19 protein-coding genes are annotated in these 16,954 nt (G+C 63.3%); 12 read left to right on the top strand and 7 right to left on the bottom strand.

The window, feature by feature from the left end:
• Positions 1-52 precede the first annotated feature (52 nt).
• Positions 53-3,517 (top strand): carbamoyl-phosphate synthase large subunit, encoded by a 3,465-nt coding sequence (gene carB / locus IVA82_RS21590; protein WP_247382456.1) that lies wholly within the window; start codon positions 53-55, stop codon positions 3,515-3,517.
• 212 nt (positions 3,518-3,729) lie between these two features.
• Positions 3,730-4,203 (top strand): transcription elongation factor GreA, encoded by a 474-nt coding sequence (greA, locus tag IVA82_RS21585; RefSeq protein WP_027534300.1) that lies wholly within the window; start codon positions 3,730-3,732, stop codon positions 4,201-4,203.
• 98 nt (positions 4,204-4,301) lie between these two features.
• On the opposite strand, the gene IVA82_RS21580 is transcribed toward greA, so the two are convergent.
• On the bottom strand, positions 4,302-4,781 hold the full coding sequence (locus tag IVA82_RS21580; protein WP_247382455.1) for an Lrp/AsnC family transcriptional regulator: 480 nt from the start codon (positions 4,779-4,781) through the stop codon (positions 4,302-4,304).
• Between the two features lie 265 nt (positions 4,782-5,046).
• Between IVA82_RS21580 and trxB the strand changes: the two genes are divergently transcribed.
• The 5 genes from trxB to IVA82_RS48570 all read left to right on the top strand — a co-directional run bounded on the left by trxB (position 5,047) and on the right by IVA82_RS48570 (position 9,150).
• A complete protein-coding gene (trxB, locus tag IVA82_RS21575) occupies positions 5,047-6,012 on the top strand; it encodes a thioredoxin-disulfide reductase (RefSeq protein ID WP_247382454.1) in 966 nt (321 codons plus the stop codon).
• 5 nt (positions 6,013-6,017) lie between these two features.
• Positions 6,018-6,941 carry a LysR family transcriptional regulator gene (locus IVA82_RS21570; protein WP_007614700.1) on the top strand — a complete coding sequence of 308 codons (924 nt, stop codon included), beginning with the start codon at positions 6,018-6,020 and terminating at the stop codon, positions 6,939-6,941.
• 460 nt (positions 6,942-7,401) lie between these two features.
• On the top strand, positions 7,402-8,310 hold the full coding sequence (locus IVA82_RS21565; RefSeq protein ID WP_247382453.1) for a 4-hydroxy-tetrahydrodipicolinate synthase: 909 nt from the start codon (positions 7,402-7,404) through the stop codon (positions 8,308-8,310).
• A 415-nt stretch (positions 8,311-8,725) separates the two neighbouring features.
• Complete coding sequence (locus tag IVA82_RS21560; protein ID WP_247382452.1) at positions 8,726-8,872, top strand: hypothetical protein; 147 nt, start codon at positions 8,726-8,728, stop codon at positions 8,870-8,872.
• Positions 8,873-9,021: 149 nt separating this feature from the next.
• On the top strand, positions 9,022-9,150 hold the full coding sequence (locus IVA82_RS48570) for a hypothetical protein (protein ID WP_256469691.1): 129 nt from the start codon (positions 9,022-9,024) through the stop codon (positions 9,148-9,150).
• A gap of 77 nt (positions 9,151-9,227) precedes the next feature.
• Here IVA82_RS48570 and IVA82_RS21555 read toward each other — a convergent pair whose 3' ends face one another.
• Together IVA82_RS21555 and IVA82_RS21550 are read right to left on the bottom strand one after the other, a co-directional pair.
• A complete protein-coding gene (locus IVA82_RS21555; protein WP_148739356.1) occupies positions 9,228-9,905 on the bottom strand; it encodes a ParA family protein in 678 nt (225 codons plus the stop codon).
• Between the two features lie 459 nt (positions 9,906-10,364).
• A complete protein-coding gene (locus IVA82_RS21550; RefSeq protein WP_247382451.1) occupies positions 10,365-10,706 on the bottom strand; it encodes a hypothetical protein in 342 nt (113 codons plus the stop codon).
• A gap of 426 nt (positions 10,707-11,132) precedes the next feature.
• On the opposite strand from IVA82_RS21550, the gene IVA82_RS21545 reads away from it, so the two are divergent.
• The 4 genes from IVA82_RS21545 to IVA82_RS21530 all read left to right on the top strand — a co-directional run bounded on the left by IVA82_RS21545 (position 11,133) and on the right by IVA82_RS21530 (position 13,822).
• Complete coding sequence (locus tag IVA82_RS21545; RefSeq protein WP_247382450.1) at positions 11,133-11,573, top strand: nuclear transport factor 2 family protein; 441 nt, start codon at positions 11,133-11,135, stop codon at positions 11,571-11,573.
• A 268-nt stretch (positions 11,574-11,841) separates the two neighbouring features.
• A complete protein-coding gene (locus tag IVA82_RS21540) occupies positions 11,842-12,708 on the top strand; it encodes a hypothetical protein (protein ID WP_247382449.1) in 867 nt (288 codons plus the stop codon).
• Positions 12,709-12,960: 252 nt separating this feature from the next.
• A complete protein-coding gene (locus tag IVA82_RS21535; RefSeq protein WP_148739354.1) occupies positions 12,961-13,380 on the top strand; it encodes a hypothetical protein in 420 nt (139 codons plus the stop codon).
• Between the two features lie 304 nt (positions 13,381-13,684).
• Positions 13,685-13,822 (top strand): hypothetical protein, encoded by a 138-nt coding sequence (locus IVA82_RS21530; protein WP_247382448.1) that lies wholly within the window; start codon positions 13,685-13,687, stop codon positions 13,820-13,822.
• Positions 13,823-13,861: 39 nt separating this feature from the next.
• On the opposite strand, the gene IVA82_RS21525 is transcribed toward IVA82_RS21530, so the two are convergent.
• The 3 genes from IVA82_RS21525 to IVA82_RS21515 form a co-directional block, all read right to left on the bottom strand.
• Positions 13,862-14,008 carry a hypothetical protein gene (locus IVA82_RS21525; protein WP_166103493.1) on the bottom strand — a complete coding sequence of 49 codons (147 nt, stop codon included), beginning with the start codon at positions 14,006-14,008 and terminating at the stop codon, positions 13,862-13,864.
• Positions 14,009-14,208: 200 nt separating this feature from the next.
• Positions 14,209-14,691, bottom strand: coding sequence for a MaoC family dehydratase (locus IVA82_RS21520; RefSeq protein WP_247382447.1), 483 nt, complete (start codon positions 14,689-14,691; stop codon positions 14,209-14,211).
• Positions 14,691-15,143, bottom strand: coding sequence for a MaoC family dehydratase (locus IVA82_RS21515; RefSeq protein WP_247382446.1), 453 nt, complete (start codon positions 15,141-15,143; stop codon positions 14,691-14,693). Before IVA82_RS21515 ends, IVA82_RS21520 begins: the two co-directional genes overlap by 1 nt.
• 157 nt (positions 15,144-15,300) lie before the next feature.
• Between IVA82_RS21515 and IVA82_RS21510 the strand changes: the two genes are divergently transcribed.
• Positions 15,301-15,597, top strand: a complete 297-nt coding sequence (locus tag IVA82_RS21510) for a DUF4282 domain-containing protein (protein ID WP_148739351.1) — start codon at positions 15,301-15,303, stop codon at positions 15,595-15,597.
• A 118-nt stretch (positions 15,598-15,715) separates the two neighbouring features.
• Here the strand turns inward: IVA82_RS21510 and ychF are convergent, their stop codons facing one another.
• Positions 15,716-16,813: a redox-regulated ATPase YchF gene (ychF, locus tag IVA82_RS21505; RefSeq protein ID WP_247382445.1), complete on the bottom strand. Its 1,098-nt coding sequence runs from the start codon at positions 16,811-16,813 to the stop codon at positions 15,716-15,718.
• Positions 16,814-16,954 lie beyond the last annotated feature (141 nt).

Below are 16,954 nucleotides of genomic sequence, written 5' to 3'. Positions count from 1 at the left end.
CGCAGCAAGCGCGCCCTTTTTTTGTGCCCAAATCCGACTTCGGCGAGAGTTGATGCCCAAACGTACAGACATCACCACCATCCTGATCATCGGCGCCGGTCCTATCGTGATCGGACAGGCCTGCGAGTTCGACTATTCGGGCACGCAGGCGGTGAAGACGCTGAAGGAAGAGGGCTATCGCATCGTGCTCGTCAATTCCAACCCGGCCACCATCATGACCGACCCGGAATTGGCCGATGCGACCTATATCGAGCCGATCACGCCCGAGATCGTCGCCAAGATCATCGAGAAGGAACGTCACATCATTCCCGGCGGCTTCGCGCTGCTGCCGACCATGGGCGGGCAGACCGCGCTAAACTGCGCGCTGTCGCTGCGCCGGCAAGGCACGCTCGAAAAATTCGACGTCGAGATGATCGGCGCCACGGCGGATGCGATCGACAAGGCGGAAGACCGCCAGCTGTTCCGCGAGGCCATGACCAAGATCGGGCTTGAGACGCCGAAGTCGCGGCTTGCCAACGCCTCCGCCCTGAAGAAATCCTATCGCGACAAATACCAGGCCGAGCGCGAGAAACTGTCCGGCGCAGCTCTCGAAGAACTCGAGCGACAATGGATCCTCGGCGAAAGCGACCGCCGCAAGCGCTACCAGGAATATGCGCTCGGCCAGGCGCTGATGGCGCTGTCCGAGATCGGCCTGCCGGCGATCATCCGCCCCTCCTTCACGATGGGCGGCACTGGCGGCGGCATTGCCTATAACAAGGAAGAATTCCTCGACATCATCGAGCGCGGCCTGGATGCATCTCCCACCAACGAAGTGCTGATCGAAGAATCCGTGCTCGGCTGGAAAGAGTTCGAGATGGAGGTGGTGCGCGACAAGAAGGACAATTGCATCATCGTCTGCTCGATCGAGAACCTCGATCCAATGGGCGTTCACACCGGCGATTCCATCACGGTGGCGCCGGCGCTGACGCTGACCGACAAGGAATATCAGATCATGCGCGACGCCTCGCTGGCGGTGCTGCGCGAGATCGGCGTGGAGACCGGCGGCTCCAACGTTCAGTTCGGCGTCAATCCGGACGACGGCCGCATGGTGGTCATCGAGATGAATCCGCGGGTGTCGCGCTCGTCCGCTTTGGCCTCCAAGGCCACCGGCTTTCCGATCGCAAAAGTCGCCGCCAAGCTCGCGGTCGGCTACACCCTGGACGAAATCGCCAACGACATCACCGGCGGCGCGACGCCGGCCTCGTTCGAGCCGACCATCGACTACGTCGTCACCAAGGTGCCGCGTTTCGCGTTCGAGAAGTTCCCGGGCGCATCGACCACGCTGACGACGTCGATGAAGTCGGTCGGCGAAGTGATGGCGATCGGCCGTACCTTCCAGGAGAGCCTGCAAAAGGCGCTGCGCGGGCTCGAGACCGGCCTCACCGGCCTCGACGAGATCGAGATCGAGGGTCTCGGCCGCGACGACGACAAGAACGCGATCCGGGCCGCACTCGGCACGCCGACGCCGAACCGGCTGCTCCAGGTCGCCCAGGCGATGCGGCTCGGCTGGTCGAACGAGGACATCTTCAATTCCTGCAAGATCGATCCGTGGTTCCTCAGCGAGATGCGCGGCATCGTCGAGATGGAAGAGAAGGTTCGCAAGAACGGCCTGCCGGGCAACGCCTTCGCCATGCACTCGCTCAAGACGATGGGCTTCTCGGACGCGCGGTTGGCCGTGCTCGCACAGGCGACGGAGGCCGAGGTGACCGCGAAGCGCCACGCGCTCGGTATCCGTCCCGTGTACAAGCGCATCGACACCTGCGCGGCCGAATTCGCCTCCCCCACCGCCTACATGTATTCGACCTATGAGGCGCCGTTCGCAGGCGCGCCGGCGGACGAGAGCATGCCGTCGGACAAGAAGAAGGTCATCATCCTCGGCGGCGGACCGAACCGCATCGGCCAGGGCATCGAGTTCGACTATTGCTGCTGCCATGCCTGCTTCGCGCTGCATGACGCCGGCTACGAATCCATCATGGTCAACTGCAACCCGGAAACGGTGTCGACGGACTACGACACCGCCGACCGGCTCTATTTCGAGCCGCTCACCGCCGAGGACGTGCTGGAGATCATCGCGAAGGAACGTTCGAACGGCACGCTGCACGGCGTCATCGTGCAGTTCGGCGGCCAGACTCCGCTGAAGCTTGCGCGCGCGCTGGAAGCTGCCGAAGTGCCGATCCTCGGCACCTCGCCCGACGCCATCGATCTTGCGGAGGACCGCGACCGCTTCAAGCGTGTGCTCGACAAGCTGCGTCTCAAGCAGCCGAAGAACGGCATCGCCTATTCGGTCGAGCAGGCCCGCCTGGTCGCGGCCGATCTCGGCCTGCCGCTGGTGGTGCGGCCCTCCTACGTACTCGGCGGCCGCGCGATGCAGATCATCCGCGAGGAGAACCAGCTCAGCGACTACCTGCTCGGCACGCTGCCGGAGCTGGTGCCCGCCGACGTCAAGGCGCGCTACCCGAACGACAAGACCGGGCAGATCAACACCGTGCTCGGCAAGAATCCGCTGCTGTTCGACCGCTATCTGTCAGACGCCACCGAGATCGACGTCGATTGTCTGTGCGATGGCAAGGACACCTTCATTGTCGGCATCATGGAGCACATCGAGGAAGCGGGCATCCATTCCGGCGATTCCGCCTGCTCACTGCCGCCGCACTCGCTCGATGCCAGGATGATCGGGGAGCTGGAGCGGCAGACACGTGAGCTGGCGCTTGGTCTTGACGTCGTCGGCCTGATGAACGTGCAGTACGCGATCAAGGACGGCGCTATCTACGTGCTCGAAGTCAACCCGCGCGCCTCGCGCACCGTACCGTTCGTCGCCAAGGTGGTCGGCACGCCGGTCGCAAAAATCGCCGCCCGAATCATGGCCGGCGAGAAGCTCGCCGACTTCAAGCTGACGAAGGCGGACTTCAAGCATGTCGGCGTGAAGGAATCGGTGTTTCCGTTCGCGCGCTTCCCGGGCGTCGACACGGTGCTCGGCCCGGAGATGCGCTCGACCGGCGAGGTCATGGGCATCGATAGCTCCTTCGCCGTAGCGTTTGCCAAGAGCCAGCTCGGCGGCGGCACGCACGTGCCACGCAAGGGCACGGTGTTCGTCTCTGTGCGTGAGAGCGACAAGACACGCATCGCCGAGGCCGTTCGCGAACTGCATTCGCTCGGCTTCAAGGTGCTGGCGACTTCGGGCACGCAGCGCTTCCTCACCGATCAGGGCATTCCGACCGAGAAGGTGAACAAGGTGCTGGAGGGGCGGCCGCACATCGTCGACGCCATCACCAACGGCGATATCCAGCTCGTCTTCAACACCACCGAAGGCCCGCAGGCGCTCGCCGACAGCCGCTCGCTGCGGCGCGCGGCCCTCTTGCATAAAGTGCCATATTACACCACTCTTTCCGGGGCCGTGGCGGCCGCGCAGGGCATCCGGGCCTATCTGGGCGGGGACCTTGAGGTTCGTACCCTGCAGAGCTATTTTTCGGAAACCTGATCATTGGCGGGGCAAAGCCTCCGCTAAGTGATAGGCACTGAGGCCACAATGGCCGGAGGAACCGTCCGGTCGTGTGGCAGTTCTGTTCCGTCGCCTAGCCCCTATCTGTCAACGTCCGGCGGCCCCTGTCTTGGGCCTCGGAATACCGACGAATCAAGGTTGCGGGCGCCCAACTGCGGTTTCGGGCGCACGATCGAAGGACGAGAGAGAAGATGGAAAAGGTTCCGATGACAGCGGGCGGGTTTGCCGCGCTCGGGGAAGAATTGAAGAAGCGCCAGTCGGAGGACCGTCCGCGCATCATCGAGCATATCGCGGAGGCGCGCTCGCACGGCGACCTGTCTGAAAACGCGGAATATCATGCTGCGAAGGAAGAGCAGTCCCACAATGAAGGCCGCATCGCCGAACTTGAGGACAAGCTCGCGCGCGCCGACATCATCGACATCTCGAAGCTGTCCGGCGACACCATCAAGTTCGGCGCCACCGTGACGCTGGTCGACGAGGACACCGAAAAGAAGGCGGTGTGGCAGATTGTCGGCGAGGTTGAGGCCGACGCCAAGAAAGGCCGCATCTCCATCACCTCGCCGCTCGCGCGCGCGCTGATCGGCAAGAAGAAAGGCTCGACCGTCGAGGTCAACGCACCCGGCGGCGCCAAGGCGTATGAGATCACCAAGGTGGAGTGGCGGTAAGGATTTTGCCGTCGCATGCGCCGACATTTGAAAAGGCCGCGCTTAGCGCGGCCTTTTTGTTGCTGCGCAAGAACGGGGAGAGGGAGAGATACAGCGAGCTATCTCCGTCCCTTCACGTCCAGCGGCACGGCCGCCTCGTACTTCGAATTGTGCAGCACCAGCGAGGTCCGCACGTTGCGGACATGGGGGGCCGCGGTCAGGTGCGTGACGAAATCCTGGAAATTGGCCATGTCGGGCGCGACGCATTTCAGGATGAAGTCGACCTCGCCGGACAGCATCCAGCACTCCCGCACCAAGGGCTCGGCGCGGACGAACTCCTCGAAGGCGCGCAAATCCGCCTCGGCCTGGCTGGAGAGATGCACGGCGGCGAACACCGTGACGTCGAATCCGAGTTTCCGCGGATCCAGCAGGCCACGGTAGCCATGGATATAGCCCTCTTCCTCCAGCGCGCGGACGCGGCGCAGGCAGGGCGGCGGCGAAATTCCGACGCGCTTGGCCAGCTCGACATTGGTGATTCGTCCGTCGGCCTGGATCTCGGCGAGAATTTTGAAGTCGATCTCGTCTAGGTTCCGCGACACGTGAATGGAACTCCTGGCCTTTATGGCGGTCTCGGGTGGGTTTGCCGCAACCTCATAGCCCAGTCTTGGCGGAATGAGCAATTTTATTGCGCGTGCAGCGCAAATCGACTTTTGTTCCCTGCTGGAAAAATCCGCCGATTGGGAATGCAATTCTTGCATGGCTCACCAGAAGGCTTAGATTGGCTCTGATATTTCAGCGTCTCCGCGAGGCCTCCCCGGCACGTTCCGCGCCGCGCTGCAATCCCCGTGAAAGGCGTCCGTCACCATGTCCGCCCATGTCCATGCAAAGGTCGTCATCATCGGCTCCGGTCCTGCCGGATACACAGCGGCGATCTACGCCGCGCGCGCGATGCTCGAGCCGATCCTGATCCAGGGCATCCAGCCGGGCGGCCAGCTCACCATCACCACCGACGTCGAGAATTATCCGGGCTTCGCCGACGTGATCCAGGGCCCCTGGCTGATGGAGCAGATGGAGAAGCAGGCGCTGCATGTGGGAACCCAAATCAAGACTGACCTGGTCATCAGGCTGGACACTTCACACCGGCCGTTCCGCCTCATCTGCGACTCCGGCGACGTCTACCTCGCCGAGACCGTCATCCTCGCCACCGGCGCCCAGGCGCGCTGGCTCGGGATCTCTTCCGAGGAGACCTTCAAAGGTTTTGGCGTCTCGGCCTGCGCCACCTGCGACGGCTTCTTCTATCGCGGCAAGGACGTGATCGTGGTCGGCGGCGGCAACACCGCGGTCGAGGAGGCGCTGTTCCTGACCAACTTCGCCTCGCAGGTGACGGTGGTTCACCGCCGCGACCATTTCCGCGCCGAGCGCATCCTACAGGATCGCCTGTTCAAGCACCCCAAGATCAAGGTGGTCTGGGACAGCGCCATTGACGAGATCTGCGGCGAGACCAACCCTGGCAAGGTCACCCATGTCCGCCTGAAGAACGTCAAGACCGGCGCGCTCCGCGAGCTGAAGGCCGACGGTGTCTTCATCGCCATCGGGCACGCGCCGGCGACTGAGCTCGTGAAGGACCAGGTCAAGCTCAAACGGTCGGGCTATGTCGAGGTCGCCCCGAACTCGACCGCCACTTCGGTGCCCGGCCTGTTCGCCGCCGGCGACGTCGCCGACGAGACTTATCGCCAGGCCGTCACGGCCGCAGGCCTCGGCTGCATGGCAGCGCTCGAAGCCGAACGATTCTTGGCCCTGCGCGCCTGCGAGCGCGCGGCAGCGGAATAACGATCATGGCTAGAACACGCGACGGATTTACGGATATGGACTGGGACAAGCTGAAGGTGTTTCACGCGGCGGCGGAAGCGGGCAGCTTCACGCATGCGGGCGAGCAGCTCGGCCTGTCGCAATCGGCGGTGTCACGCCAGGTCTCGGCGCTGGAGCAGGAGCTCTCGGTCTCGCTGTTCCACCGCCACGCCCGCGGCCTGATCCTCACCGAGCAGGGCGACCTCTTGTTCCGCACCGCGCATGACGTGTTCATGCAGCTCCAGGCGGCGCGCGCGAAACTGACCGACAGCCGCGAGCGGCCGAGCGGCGATCTCAAGATCACGACCACGCCCGGCGTCGGCATCAACTGGCTGATCCCGCGGCTCGGCGAATTCACCGCGCTCTATCCGGAAATCCGGATCTCGCTGATCGTCACCGACGAAGAGCTCGACCTGTCGATGCGCGAGGCCGACGTCGCGATCCGAACCCGCAAGCCGACGCAGCCGGATCTGATCCAACGCAAGCTGTTCGCGATGGGCTTCCACGCCTATTGCTCGCCGGACTACATCAAGCGATTCGGCACGCCGCGAACGCTGGAAGAGCTCGACTCCCACCGCATCATCACGCTCTCCGACGGAAATTTCGCGCCGCATCTGCAGAACCGCAACTGGCTGGTCGAAGCCGGCCGCAACGGCAGCGGTCCGCGCGAAGCTTATTTCAGGGTGAACAACATCCTCGGTCTCGTGCGCGCCTGTCAGCAGGGCCTCGGCATCGCCGCGCTGCCGGACTACCTGATCGAAGAGCAGAGCCGCTTGGTGCAGCTGTTCGGCGAGTCCGACTCGATCCAACTCGACACGTATTTCGTCTATCCCGAGGAATTGAAGACGGTCGCACGCGTGCAGGTGTTCCGCGACTTCGTGGTGAGCAAGGCGCAACGCTGGCCGTCCTGATTTCCGCATGTCTGACATGCGACCTCGACGGTTGCTGCATGGCGTGGGGCAAGCTCATAATGTATGCACGCTGAGCCTTCGCGTTGCGCATTTGTCCCCCTCCTCCAGTGGCGCGGGAGTTCAGTAATCCCTCTTGGAAGGTGATTGTGTCGGCCTCACGTGGCCAATACCTTAAGCCGGGCTCGTTCGAGTCCGGCTTTTTTTTGAATATTTCACCCTCGCCTTCCACGTGTATTGACAGTTCCACGTATACCCCACATCATTTGCGAATGATCACGAAGTCGTGCGCAATCTCGTTCGAGGCAGTCGTCTCGAAAAAGGGCCCCCATTCGGGGACCTCGGATTATTGCGCGCGCTAGGCTGACTTCGTCATCGTCGCAATCTTCGAAAACCCCGCCGCCTGGACGGGGTTTTTTCATGTGCCCTCCGTCTCAGGTCCTGTCCGAGAAGGAGATGGAACATGACCGACCTACCAAGTCATTTGCACGGGCTCTGGCTGCCGCTGGTGACGCCGTTTCACGACGGTCGTCTCGATGAGACGTCGCTGCGGCGGCTGACGCGGCATTACAGCGGACAAGCCGTCGACGGCTTCATCCTGGGGGCGACCTCCGGTGAAGGCATGACGCTGCGGGACGCCGAGCTCGAGCGCCTCGTCGCCGTCGTGCGCGACGAGATGGCGGCCGGTCGCCGCACGGTGCCGATCTGCCTCGGGCTCTCCGGCGCCGATACGTCGCGACTAAACGACCGCCTCGATGAGACCGCGGACTGGCCGATCGACGGCTATTTGATCGCCAGTCCCTATTATGTGCGACCGTCGCAACGCGGACTGCTGGCGCATTTCGAGGCGCTCGCCGATCACGCCGCCTGGCCGCTTGCGCTCTACAACATCCCGTATCGCACCTCGGTCAACATCACCAACCAGACGCTGCTGCGGCTCGCTGAGCATCCAAACATCGTCGGGCTAAAGGATTGCGGCGCGAGCCGCGCGCAATCCATCGCGCTGCTGCGCGACCGGCCGCAGGGCTTTCGCGTGCTCACCGGCGAGGACGCAAATTATCACGAAGCGCTCTGCGATGGCGCCGACGGCGGCATCGTGCTGTCAGCACATGTCGAGACCGCGACCTTCGCCGCGGTCCATGCCGAGCTCAAGCGCGGCAATCACGACGCGGCGCTGGCGCGCTGGCAGGAGGTCGCGGAGCTGACGCGCCTGCTGTTCGCCGAACCCAGTCCCGCACCTGCAAAGTACTGGCTGTGGCGAAGCGGCCTCATCGACAGCCCCGAGGTGCGCCTGCCGATGGTGGAGATCAGCAGCGAGCTCGCCGCCGCGCTCGATCGCGAGATCGAACGGCGGATGAGAGTTGCGGCCTAGCTCTTCCTTTGCCTCTCCCCGCAATCGGCAGGGCAATCGCATATGGATGCACGATGCGGCGACATCGGCAGTGGGCTCCCTCTCCCGCTTGCGGGGGAGGGTTGGGGTGGGGGCGTCTCCGCGTCGGGATTGTCGAGATTGGAAAGGATATCCCGCCATGGCGAGAGCCCGCACCCGCCGCGCTCTGCGAGCGCGTCGGCCTCTCCCGCAAGCGGGAGAGGCGGAGCAAGCCCGCGGACAATCCGCGTGAAATCCATATGGGATTGCCCTGGTAAGAACGGGGAGAGGGAGCGAGAGAGCGGAGTCCGTGGTTAACCGCGCGCGAACGGCCTTCGCAGGCGCCGCATGGGCATCCTCGTCTCGTTTACGCGAGGGTGCCTATCGTTTCCTCCAATGTCTTTCAGAGGGGGAAATCATGGGACATCGTATCCGGCCGACGGCCGCGGAGAATTTCGCGCCTGCCGATCTCTTGCAGGGAATTCTGGTGGTGTCGCCGTTCGGGTTCTGGGCCGTGTTGCTCGACCTGATCCCGGTGCTGGTGTTTCGCGTCTGGCTGGCCTGACACGGCCTGCCCACGGATGGTTAATCCGTGGTAGCACCTGTGTTCAAATACGCGCGACACTGCGACCCGGAATCTTAAAGCATCGTGCGTATCGTTCACGCCCATAAAGCGAAGAAATCGCGGGGGCGTTTGTGAATAGTCAGAATGATATGGCGTCGCATTACGACGCTGGACAGCAGAACTTTAGCACCGAGGACATTCTCTGGGCTGTCGGCATCTGGTCGGTGATCCTGACGCTGTCGCCGGTCATCGTGTTCTACATGCTGATGGTGGCGTAACTTCCATCTTCACTTCCAGAAAACGCAAAACGCGCGGACATCCGCGCGTTTTTCGTCCCAGGGAAATGAATGATGAATTATGCCGCCTGCTTGTGCATTGCGCCGGATGCCGACGCTGTGCCGCGAATAGCCTTAACTGAACGTTCGATCGCCGCCCACAGCCTTGCAATTTCATGAGCCGCGCGGCTCTCGGCCTGATATTCCCGCGCGCCTTCGCCATGGCTCAGCGCCATCAGAAGATCGGAACGGTTAGTGATCTGGCCGCCCCATACGGGAGCGCGGAACTTTGCCAGCGCCTCGCGGGCAATGGTGACGATCGGGCTTTCGGACTCGTCGCGGCGGGCCGGCGCGCCGTTGAGCACGACCGCATAGGGCTTGCGCGCCGCACGGCACATCTGAATGGTTTCCTGCACCGCGTTGACGTCGAACACGCCGGGACGCGCCGGAATCACCACCATCGTGGCGTTCCTGATCGCATCGTCGACGACGGCCGACAGGTTCGGCGGCGTGTCGATCAACACCCATTCATATCCGTCGCGCTTGGCAGCGGAGACGATGCCGCTGACCGAGTTCACCGCCGACTTGATCGGCGGCTCGTTGGTGCCACGCAGCTTGTGCCACAGCGTGAGCGACCCTTGCGGATCTGCATCGACGAGCAGGATGGGCTTCGTCGCCTTGATCTGCGCGGCGAGATGTGCGGCCAGGGTACTCTTGCCCGAGCCGCCTTTACGCGATGCAAAAACAATAACGTTCATACCTTGGCCTCCAGATTGACCCTAGATCGCGAAAATGAATCACTGCGCTGATTCGCGAAAGAAAAATTTACCGGGAGTTGCGCCCAAGCCACGAAATAACAAGACGTGTTGGCTTTTGAGTCACACTGATTGGCGCGACGATAGACACAAATTGCCGCGCAGCGTCTTTCGCACCCGGCAATCGTGCGTTTCTTGAGCAGCGCTGCGAGAAAAAACGAAACGCAACCCTGCCGAGCAAGTCGCATCGCGACTCTTCTTTCATCGACGGCGATCGCAATTGGCGCAAGCATGCGCGCGAGCGGGCGAACAAAAGGAGTCCAGTAGCTGTCGCGTAGCTGATGCCTCGGTCATTTTGATTCAAGCGGCTGCGAAACAACGCACCGGAAAAGTGAACGCCCGGAGGTCGCGCTTTGCCCGGGGCATGACGCAGTTTCGCGACAGGAACGTGCCAGGAAGCGCTCAGCCCTCGCTGGGCTTTTTCTTCTTGGCCGCCTTCGTGCTCTTCCTGGCGGTTTTGGGCGCAATGTTGGTCGGCTTGCCGGCGCGGACCTCGCCTGGCTCCGGTCCCTGCCGGAAGAACGGCCGGCACTGCGGCGAGAGCTGCGCCTTCTTCTGGATCATGCAGGCGGTAATGGCATCGACGTTCGGAACGAACTCGCCGCACAGCCGCATCGCGTCGGGCGTGCAGGCCTGCTGTTCCTCCTGCGTGTAGGCAAAGCAAGCGCGAGGCTGGAGTAGGACGGCCAGGGCAATCCCGAAGATCGCAGCGGCCAAGAACTTCTCAAAGCGGAACGCCGGCATCGATCCCCCCAAAATGTCGAGTCAGGGCGGAAGTGTGGGTGAACGGTGGTTGGTTGGCAACCGAGCGGGGAAGCGAAACCCGGGACCTGTGCGGTCACGGCAACAGGCCGGTCAGCCCGGCACCAACCAGACCAGAGGCATCACAAAGGCCGGGCTGAGGGGTTATGCCGTCTTCTCAGCAATCGCCACGCCTTGTGCACAAGGCGCGCACTGCGGCGGGTGACCCGGTTTCGGGAGACGCCGGACGGGCATCTATTGGGTAAATTTCACGAAGCGCGCTCAATTGTGCATGCGAAAACGTGAATTGCGGTTTTGGCCAGGATCCGGTATTTTGTTCGTACACTAATGAATTGAGCGGCCGCGGCGCCTTACGGTGCGTGGGGTTGTTTTTCGTTTTTTGCAAAGCCAGTTTTAGGACGCCCCAAAATGACAGAGCACAGCCTCTGGCGTTTCTCGCGCGCGTTGCACCGCGCGATCAACAACCGGCATTTCGAGGATATCGAGGCCCTGATCGACGAGGACGTCGACTGGGCGCTTTACGGCCCGATCGACATGTTCCCGTTCCTCGGCGCGCGCCAGGGCAAGGCGGCGGTTCTCGACGTGATCCGCCAGCTCGCCGACAATTTCCGGGTCCGCCGTTTCGACCGCGAAAGCATCATGCTCGGGGTGGATTCGGCCGCCTCGATGCTGCGCTATTCGCTGACCGCACTGGATTCCGACAAGCCGATCTCGCTGCGGGTGGCGCAGTTCGCCCAGTTCAGGGCGGGCAGGCTCGTCAACATGCGCGTGCTGATCGACACCTTTGATCTGGTCGAGCAGGCACTTGGCCGCGCCACTCATCTGCCGAAGATGACCAGCGTCGGCTGAGGGAGACACCAACGGGCCCCGGTTTCGGGACCGATGGCTGATGCTCCCTGCGACGCGTCCTGGCCTCCAGCCCCGCCGCCGTCGTGGAGATGCTCGTCATCGGGCGCGCGCCTTTCGCGCGGCCCGTTGGTTCGTTTTTGAGTGGTCGTTTTTTGAGATGAGGCCAGCGCCACAATTTCGCAACGATAGTTCCGCATCCTCCGCGCGAACTGGGCTCGCGGGCAGGACGATGGAATTCTCGACAGGTTTGGGTTGGACCAGGCTGCCAATGCTGGTGGCCGCGTTCATATTCGCCTCCGTGCTGACGGCATCGGCGCAGATCATCCCGCCAGCCGAGGCGGCGCCTGACGAGGAGGCCGAGGCCGCGGAGGCCCCCGACGTCAACGACCCCGACGTGCTCAAAGGCATCGACGTCGACAAGCTCGATTGGAGCCAGCTCGCGATCGACGCCGGCACGCTCAACGACATCACCGCCGCCAAGAAGCGCGCGCAGGCCGCCGCCAAGGACGGCCTCAACTGGTCGTCGAACGCCAACGCGAACGGCTCCTCGGCGGTGACGGTGAAGCAGTCGGTGTCGTCGTTCTGGGACGCCCGGATCGGCGCCGACATGACGGTAGCGAGTGAGCCGCGGACGATGTCCGAGCTCTTGGCGCAGAAGGCCACCAATGGTGGCAACCTGCCGCAATCCTCCGGCAGCGCCTGGGCGGCCGCGACCGCGCCGGGCGCGGGCTCGATCTGGGATAAAACCGCGGTGGAAGCCCGCGTCGATCCCGGCGCCGAGCAGAGCAAGATGGGCGCCTCGCTCATCAAGTCAGTGCCGCTGTCGAACGACACCTCGCTGACGCTCCAGAACGGCTATAGCATCAACCAGCAGGGCACCACCGCGCTCCCCGGCGTCGGCGGGCATATCGTCCGCAATTACGCGACCGACCAATCTGCCAAGGTCACCCTGACAGACACCGGCACCAGCATCATCGCCGGGCAGACGCTGTCGACCACCGACGACAAATGGCTGCACAAGTTCGGCGCTGAGCAGAAGCTGTTCGACAACGTCACGGTCTCAGGCTCCGTCGGCGAGACCTCGCAAGGCGCGATCAACAAGAGCCTCACGGCGGGCTTCAAGAAGAGCTGGTGAGGCTTCATACCTCGCCCCGCTTGCGGGGAGAGGGAGTCGAACACCGACCGCGCGCAAGTGCACTTCGTGCCCCGCCGCAGCAAGTATTCAGACATTTGTAACTTCGCGCCACGGCAAAGCCCCCGAATGGTCCGCCCTTGCCGCATCTTAGCCCATTTACCGTCAAAATCGGACGCCCTGATACAGAAGCCTTACAGACGTCGTCGTGCGGGGGACACTCGCGCTGCGCTCAACGCGATCAGGGGAACAACGATGAACGCCATTCGTCCGGAAAAGATCGAATCAACTGAGACCGAAACCGTCGACAACAATCTTGCCGCGGTGACCGAAGTCGAAGCTGGCATCCGCGATTTCGTCCGCAACGACATCGCCTATCTGCGCCGCCCGGCGGCGGGCAGCGCCGAGCCGGCGCTCGACCCGAGCGCGGAAGCCACCGTCACCAACGTCAACTCGCTGATCCAGCGCGTCGCCGGCACCTCGCTTGCCGAGATCGAGAACCTGATCTCCGAGCTCGAGAGCCTGCGCGACCTGCTCCATGCCGAAGGCCAGCGCGTCCAGCGTGAGATCTCCGGCTACGCTCAGCTCAGCCAGGCCGCGATGAAGTCGACCCGCATGATCTCCGACAACGTCGCCCAATGGAAGCGCGCCGCCGACGGCCTGCGCAACAGCTGATCGCATCATACTCACAGGCCGCCGCGTTCCCGCAAGGGACGCGGCGGTTTTGATTTATGGGCGGTGTCATTACGTCTTGTGCGCAATTGCGCACTGGAACGGGTGATCCAGTATTCCAGAGACAGCGGGGCGAGACCCGAGAAGCCGCGGCGTACTGGATGCCCCGCCTTCGCGCGGCATAACGGCGAATGCGGTCTGCGCCGCGTAGCCCAGCCAGCTACCGCGCTTTGAACTTTGCGCGCCCCCGCGCCGACCAATGCCCAGCGCCGGTCTATGTTGCGACCGGCCCGAGGGGACATTTCAGATGCAAAGCATTCGGCCCGACAACACGGACCCCATTCCGTTGCAGCCAGCGCCGAACCAGTTCGGCACGATCATGCTGCGCTTTGTCGGATTGTTGGCGATTGCGATCGCAGTGCTGGTGTTCGTCTACAGCCGCTGAGTGGAGACCGGACGCCGGCCTCAAGGAGTTAACGAACTCTTAACGGCTCGCGTCGACCGTCGAAGCTTCCAGGGTGTAGCCGCCGTCCGCATAGCCCTTCACCACCATGCCGGCGACCAGCATCACGGCGAGCGTAGCGGTCGCGAAGATAAATCCGACCAGCTTGAGTGCGCCGCGGTCTGCCATGGTCCTCGTCCCCCTGTCCTCTGCCCAGTTCATTCAAATAGACAGCGACAGGTTCATAATTGGTTAGCAACTCGATGGTTTCGCGAACTGCTGCGCAGGTAGCCCATCTCGCGCTGGCTTATGGCAGCCACCCGGAATCGCGTCCATAGCGCGCGGGCAACAGTCGCGCGCTCATTTCGGCTGTTCATCTTGGAAAGGGGCTAACTGCCCTTGCCACGCATCGGAACGAAGGCGCTGGCGGTGATGGAATAGACTTGTTCGCCGCGCTGGTTGGTGCCGGAGGTGCGGGCCGTTAAAATGCCCCAGCCGGGACGCGAACCGGAGGCGCGCTTGTCGACGACCTCGTTGACGAAGCTGACGGTGTCGCCGGCGAGCACCGGCCTCAGCCAGCGCAAGTCCCGAAAGCCTGGCGACGGGCCCCACACCGCGACCTCCTCACCGCGCACAGCGGCTTCTCGCGCCAGACGCTGGCCGTCCGCGACAAGAAGACTCATGCAGGCCGACCCGACATGCCAGCCCGAGGCTGCGAGCCCGCCGAACAGCGAGTTCTTGGCTTCCTCCTCGTCGAGGTGGAAGCGCTGCGGATCGAATTTTGCGGCGAACGTCTTGATGGAGTCCGCGGTGAAAATATAGGCGCCGATCTCGCGGCGATGGCCGATCTCGATCTCCTCGAAGAAGCCCATCAGACCGTCCCCTCGCGCCGCGCGATCAGGATCGGCGAGGTCATCTCGCACAGCGCCTCGCCTTTGGCGTTGCGCGCAGTGCATTTGAACTTGACGATGCCGAGCTCGGGACGGCTGTTCGAGGTGCGCGCGTCCACGACGTCAACGTCGAGCGTGAGGTCGTCGCCGGGCCGCAAGGGAGAAAGCCAGCGCACCTCGTCGACGCCGGGCGAGCCGAGCGAAGCGGCGCGGGTGATGAACCCGTCGTCCATCATCCGCATCATCAGCGAGCAGAGGTGCCAGCCCGAGCCGGACAGGCCGCGCAGCATGCTCTTGGCCGCCGCCTCCTCGTCGAGGTGCATCGGCTGCGGATCGAACTCGGCGGCAAAGGCCAGGATCTCGTCGCGGGTGACATGCCGCGGGCCGAACGTTCCGAACCGGCCGGGTGGGAAATCTTCGAAGGTCAGGGTCATCTTGGGAAAGCTTTGCGGGAGGGTCAGATTGTGGCCGCACTTTCCGGCAATCTCAACCCGCCGGCCCGCATGGCTCGTGCTACATTCGACGAGTCGGGCCAGACCTGCCTCGAATCGGTTGACGCAGCCGGAGGCGCGATTTGCCCGGGGGAGAGAGATGTTTTCATTCAGCGATCTGTTTCAATGGGACCGCTTCATCACGCCGACGATCATCAAGACTTTCTACTGGCTGGTGATCGCGGTGATCTGCCTGTTCGGACTGTCCGGAATCTTTGCAGGGTTGACCGCGATGGCGATCAGCCCGTTCGCCGGCTTCCTGATGGTGCTGGAATCGATCGCGGGCGTGGTCGTCGGCATCATATTCTCGCGCATCGCGGCGGAACTGATCCTGATCATCTTCCGCATCAACGAACACCTCGGCGCGATCAGGGACCAGGGCGGCGGGGTGCGGTGATCTTGTCATTCCGGGGCGCCTCGAAGAGGCGAACCCGGAATCCATCGAGCCGCGAGCGAGTGGATGAATGGATTCCGGGTTCGCGCTACGCGCGCCCCGGAATGACAGCGGATCGGTCTTACGTATTAAACCTAAAATGCATCACGTCGCCGTCGGCGACGACGTATTCCTTGCCTTCGAGCCGCAGCTTGCCGGCATCGCGGGCGCCGGCTTCGCCGCCCAGCGCGACGTAATCGTCATAGGCGATGGTCTCGGCGCGGATGAAGCCTTTTTCGAAATCGGTGTGGATCACGCCGGCTGCTGCCGGCGCCTTGGTGCCGCGATGGATAGTCCAGGCGCGCGTCTCCTTCGGTCCCACCGTAAAATAGGTGATGAGGTCGAGCAGCTGATAGCCGGCGCGGATCAGGCGATCGAGCCCGGCCTCCTCCAGGCCCAGCGTCTCCAGGAAATCGGCGCGCTCTTCTCGCGAGATCGTCGCTATCTCGGATTCGATCTTGGCGGAGATGACGACGGCAATTGCGCCTTCCTTCGCCGCCTGTTCCTCGACCGCCCTGGAGAAGGCATTGCCGGTCGCAGCCGATCCCTCCTCGACGTTGCAGACATAGAGCACGGGCTTCGACGACAGCAGGCCGAGCATCGAGAAGGCGCGCTCCTCCTCGGCCTTGCGCTCGACGAGGCGCGCGGGCTTGCCCTCGCGGAGCAGCACCAGGGCGCGGTTGACGAGGTCGAGCTGCTCCTTGGCTTCCTTGTCGTTGCCCTTGGCTTTCTTGGAGAGATTGTCGACGCGCTTCTCGAGGCTGTCGAGATCAGCGAGCATCAGCTCGGTCTCGATGGTCTCGATGTCGGCAAGCGGCGCGATCTTGCCCTCGACATGGGTGACGTCGGAGTCTTCAAAGCAGCGCACGACATGCGCGATGGCGTCGACCTCGCGGATGTTGGCCAAAAACTGGTTGCCGAGGCCTTCGCCCTTGGAGGCGCCGCGGACGAGGCCGGCGATGTCGACGAAGGTCAGCCGGGTCGGGATGATCTGCGCCGATTTGGCAGCGGCCGCCAGCTTGTCGAGCCGCGGATCGGGCACGGCGACCTCGCCGACATTCGGCTCGATGGTGCAGAACGGATAGTTCGCGGCCTGCGCCGCCGCCGTCTCCGTCAGCGCATTGAACAAGGTCGACTTGCCGACATTGGGCAACCCGACAATCCCGCATTTGAATCCCATCGTATCCTCTAAGACCGTCGGTAGGGTGGGTTAGCGAAGCGTAACCCACCAATCCCTTTGCCGCGACACGGTGGGTTACGCCAAGCGGACTGCGCTTCGCGCAGCCGCGGGGCTAACCCACCCTACACATCACTGCTCATC

The sequence above is a fragment of the Bradyrhizobium sp. 142 genome, assembly GCF_023074015.1.
Classification (GTDB): Bacteria; Pseudomonadota; Alphaproteobacteria; order Rhizobiales; family Xanthobacteraceae; genus Bradyrhizobium.
This window is presented reverse-complemented; position numbering and strand designations above follow the sequence as displayed.

Bases quoted from the DNA above. Each gene is read 5' to 3' on its own strand.
- carB (WP_247382456.1), top strand. From the start codon at position 53: ATGCCCAAACGTACAGACATCACCACCATCCTGATCATCGGCGCCGGT.
- greA (WP_027534300.1), top strand. From the start codon at position 3,730: ATGGAAAAGGTTCCGATGACAGCGGGCGGGTTTGCCGCGCTCGGGGAA.
- trxB (WP_247382454.1), top strand. From the start codon at position 5,047: ATGTCCGCCCATGTCCATGCAAAGGTCGTCATCATCGGCTCCGGTCCT.
- IVA82_RS21570 (WP_007614700.1), top strand. From the start codon at position 6,018: ATGGCTAGAACACGCGACGGATTTACGGATATGGACTGGGACAAGCTG.
- IVA82_RS21565 (WP_247382453.1), top strand. From the start codon at position 7,402: ATGACCGACCTACCAAGTCATTTGCACGGGCTCTGGCTGCCGCTGGTG.
- IVA82_RS21560 (WP_247382452.1), top strand. From the start codon at position 8,726: ATGGGACATCGTATCCGGCCGACGGCCGCGGAGAATTTCGCGCCTGCC.
- IVA82_RS48570 (WP_256469691.1), top strand. From the start codon at position 9,022: ATGGCGTCGCATTACGACGCTGGACAGCAGAACTTTAGCACCGAGGAC.
- IVA82_RS21555 (WP_148739356.1), bottom strand. From the start codon at position 9,905: ATGAACGTTATTGTTTTTGCATCGCGTAAAGGCGGCTCGGGCAAGAGT.
- IVA82_RS21550 (WP_247382451.1), bottom strand. From the start codon at position 10,706: ATGCCGGCGTTCCGCTTTGAGAAGTTCTTGGCCGCTGCGATCTTCGGG.
- IVA82_RS21545 (WP_247382450.1), top strand. From the start codon at position 11,133: ATGACAGAGCACAGCCTCTGGCGTTTCTCGCGCGCGTTGCACCGCGCG.
- IVA82_RS21540 (WP_247382449.1), top strand. From the start codon at position 11,842: ATGCTGGTGGCCGCGTTCATATTCGCCTCCGTGCTGACGGCATCGGCG.
- IVA82_RS21535 (WP_148739354.1), top strand. From the start codon at position 12,961: ATGAACGCCATTCGTCCGGAAAAGATCGAATCAACTGAGACCGAAACC.
- IVA82_RS21530 (WP_247382448.1), top strand. From the start codon at position 13,685: ATGCAAAGCATTCGGCCCGACAACACGGACCCCATTCCGTTGCAGCCA.
- IVA82_RS21525 (WP_166103493.1), bottom strand. From the start codon at position 14,008: ATGGCAGACCGCGGCGCACTCAAGCTGGTCGGATTTATCTTCGCGACC.
- IVA82_RS21520 (WP_247382447.1), bottom strand. From the start codon at position 14,691: ATGGGCTTCTTCGAGGAGATCGAGATCGGCCATCGCCGCGAGATCGGC.
- IVA82_RS21515 (WP_247382446.1), bottom strand. From the start codon at position 15,143: ATGACCCTGACCTTCGAAGATTTCCCACCCGGCCGGTTCGGAACGTTC.
- IVA82_RS21510 (WP_148739351.1), top strand. From the start codon at position 15,301: ATGTTTTCATTCAGCGATCTGTTTCAATGGGACCGCTTCATCACGCCG.
- ychF (WP_247382445.1), bottom strand. From the start codon at position 16,813: ATGGGATTCAAATGCGGGATTGTCGGGTTGCCCAATGTCGGCAAGTCG.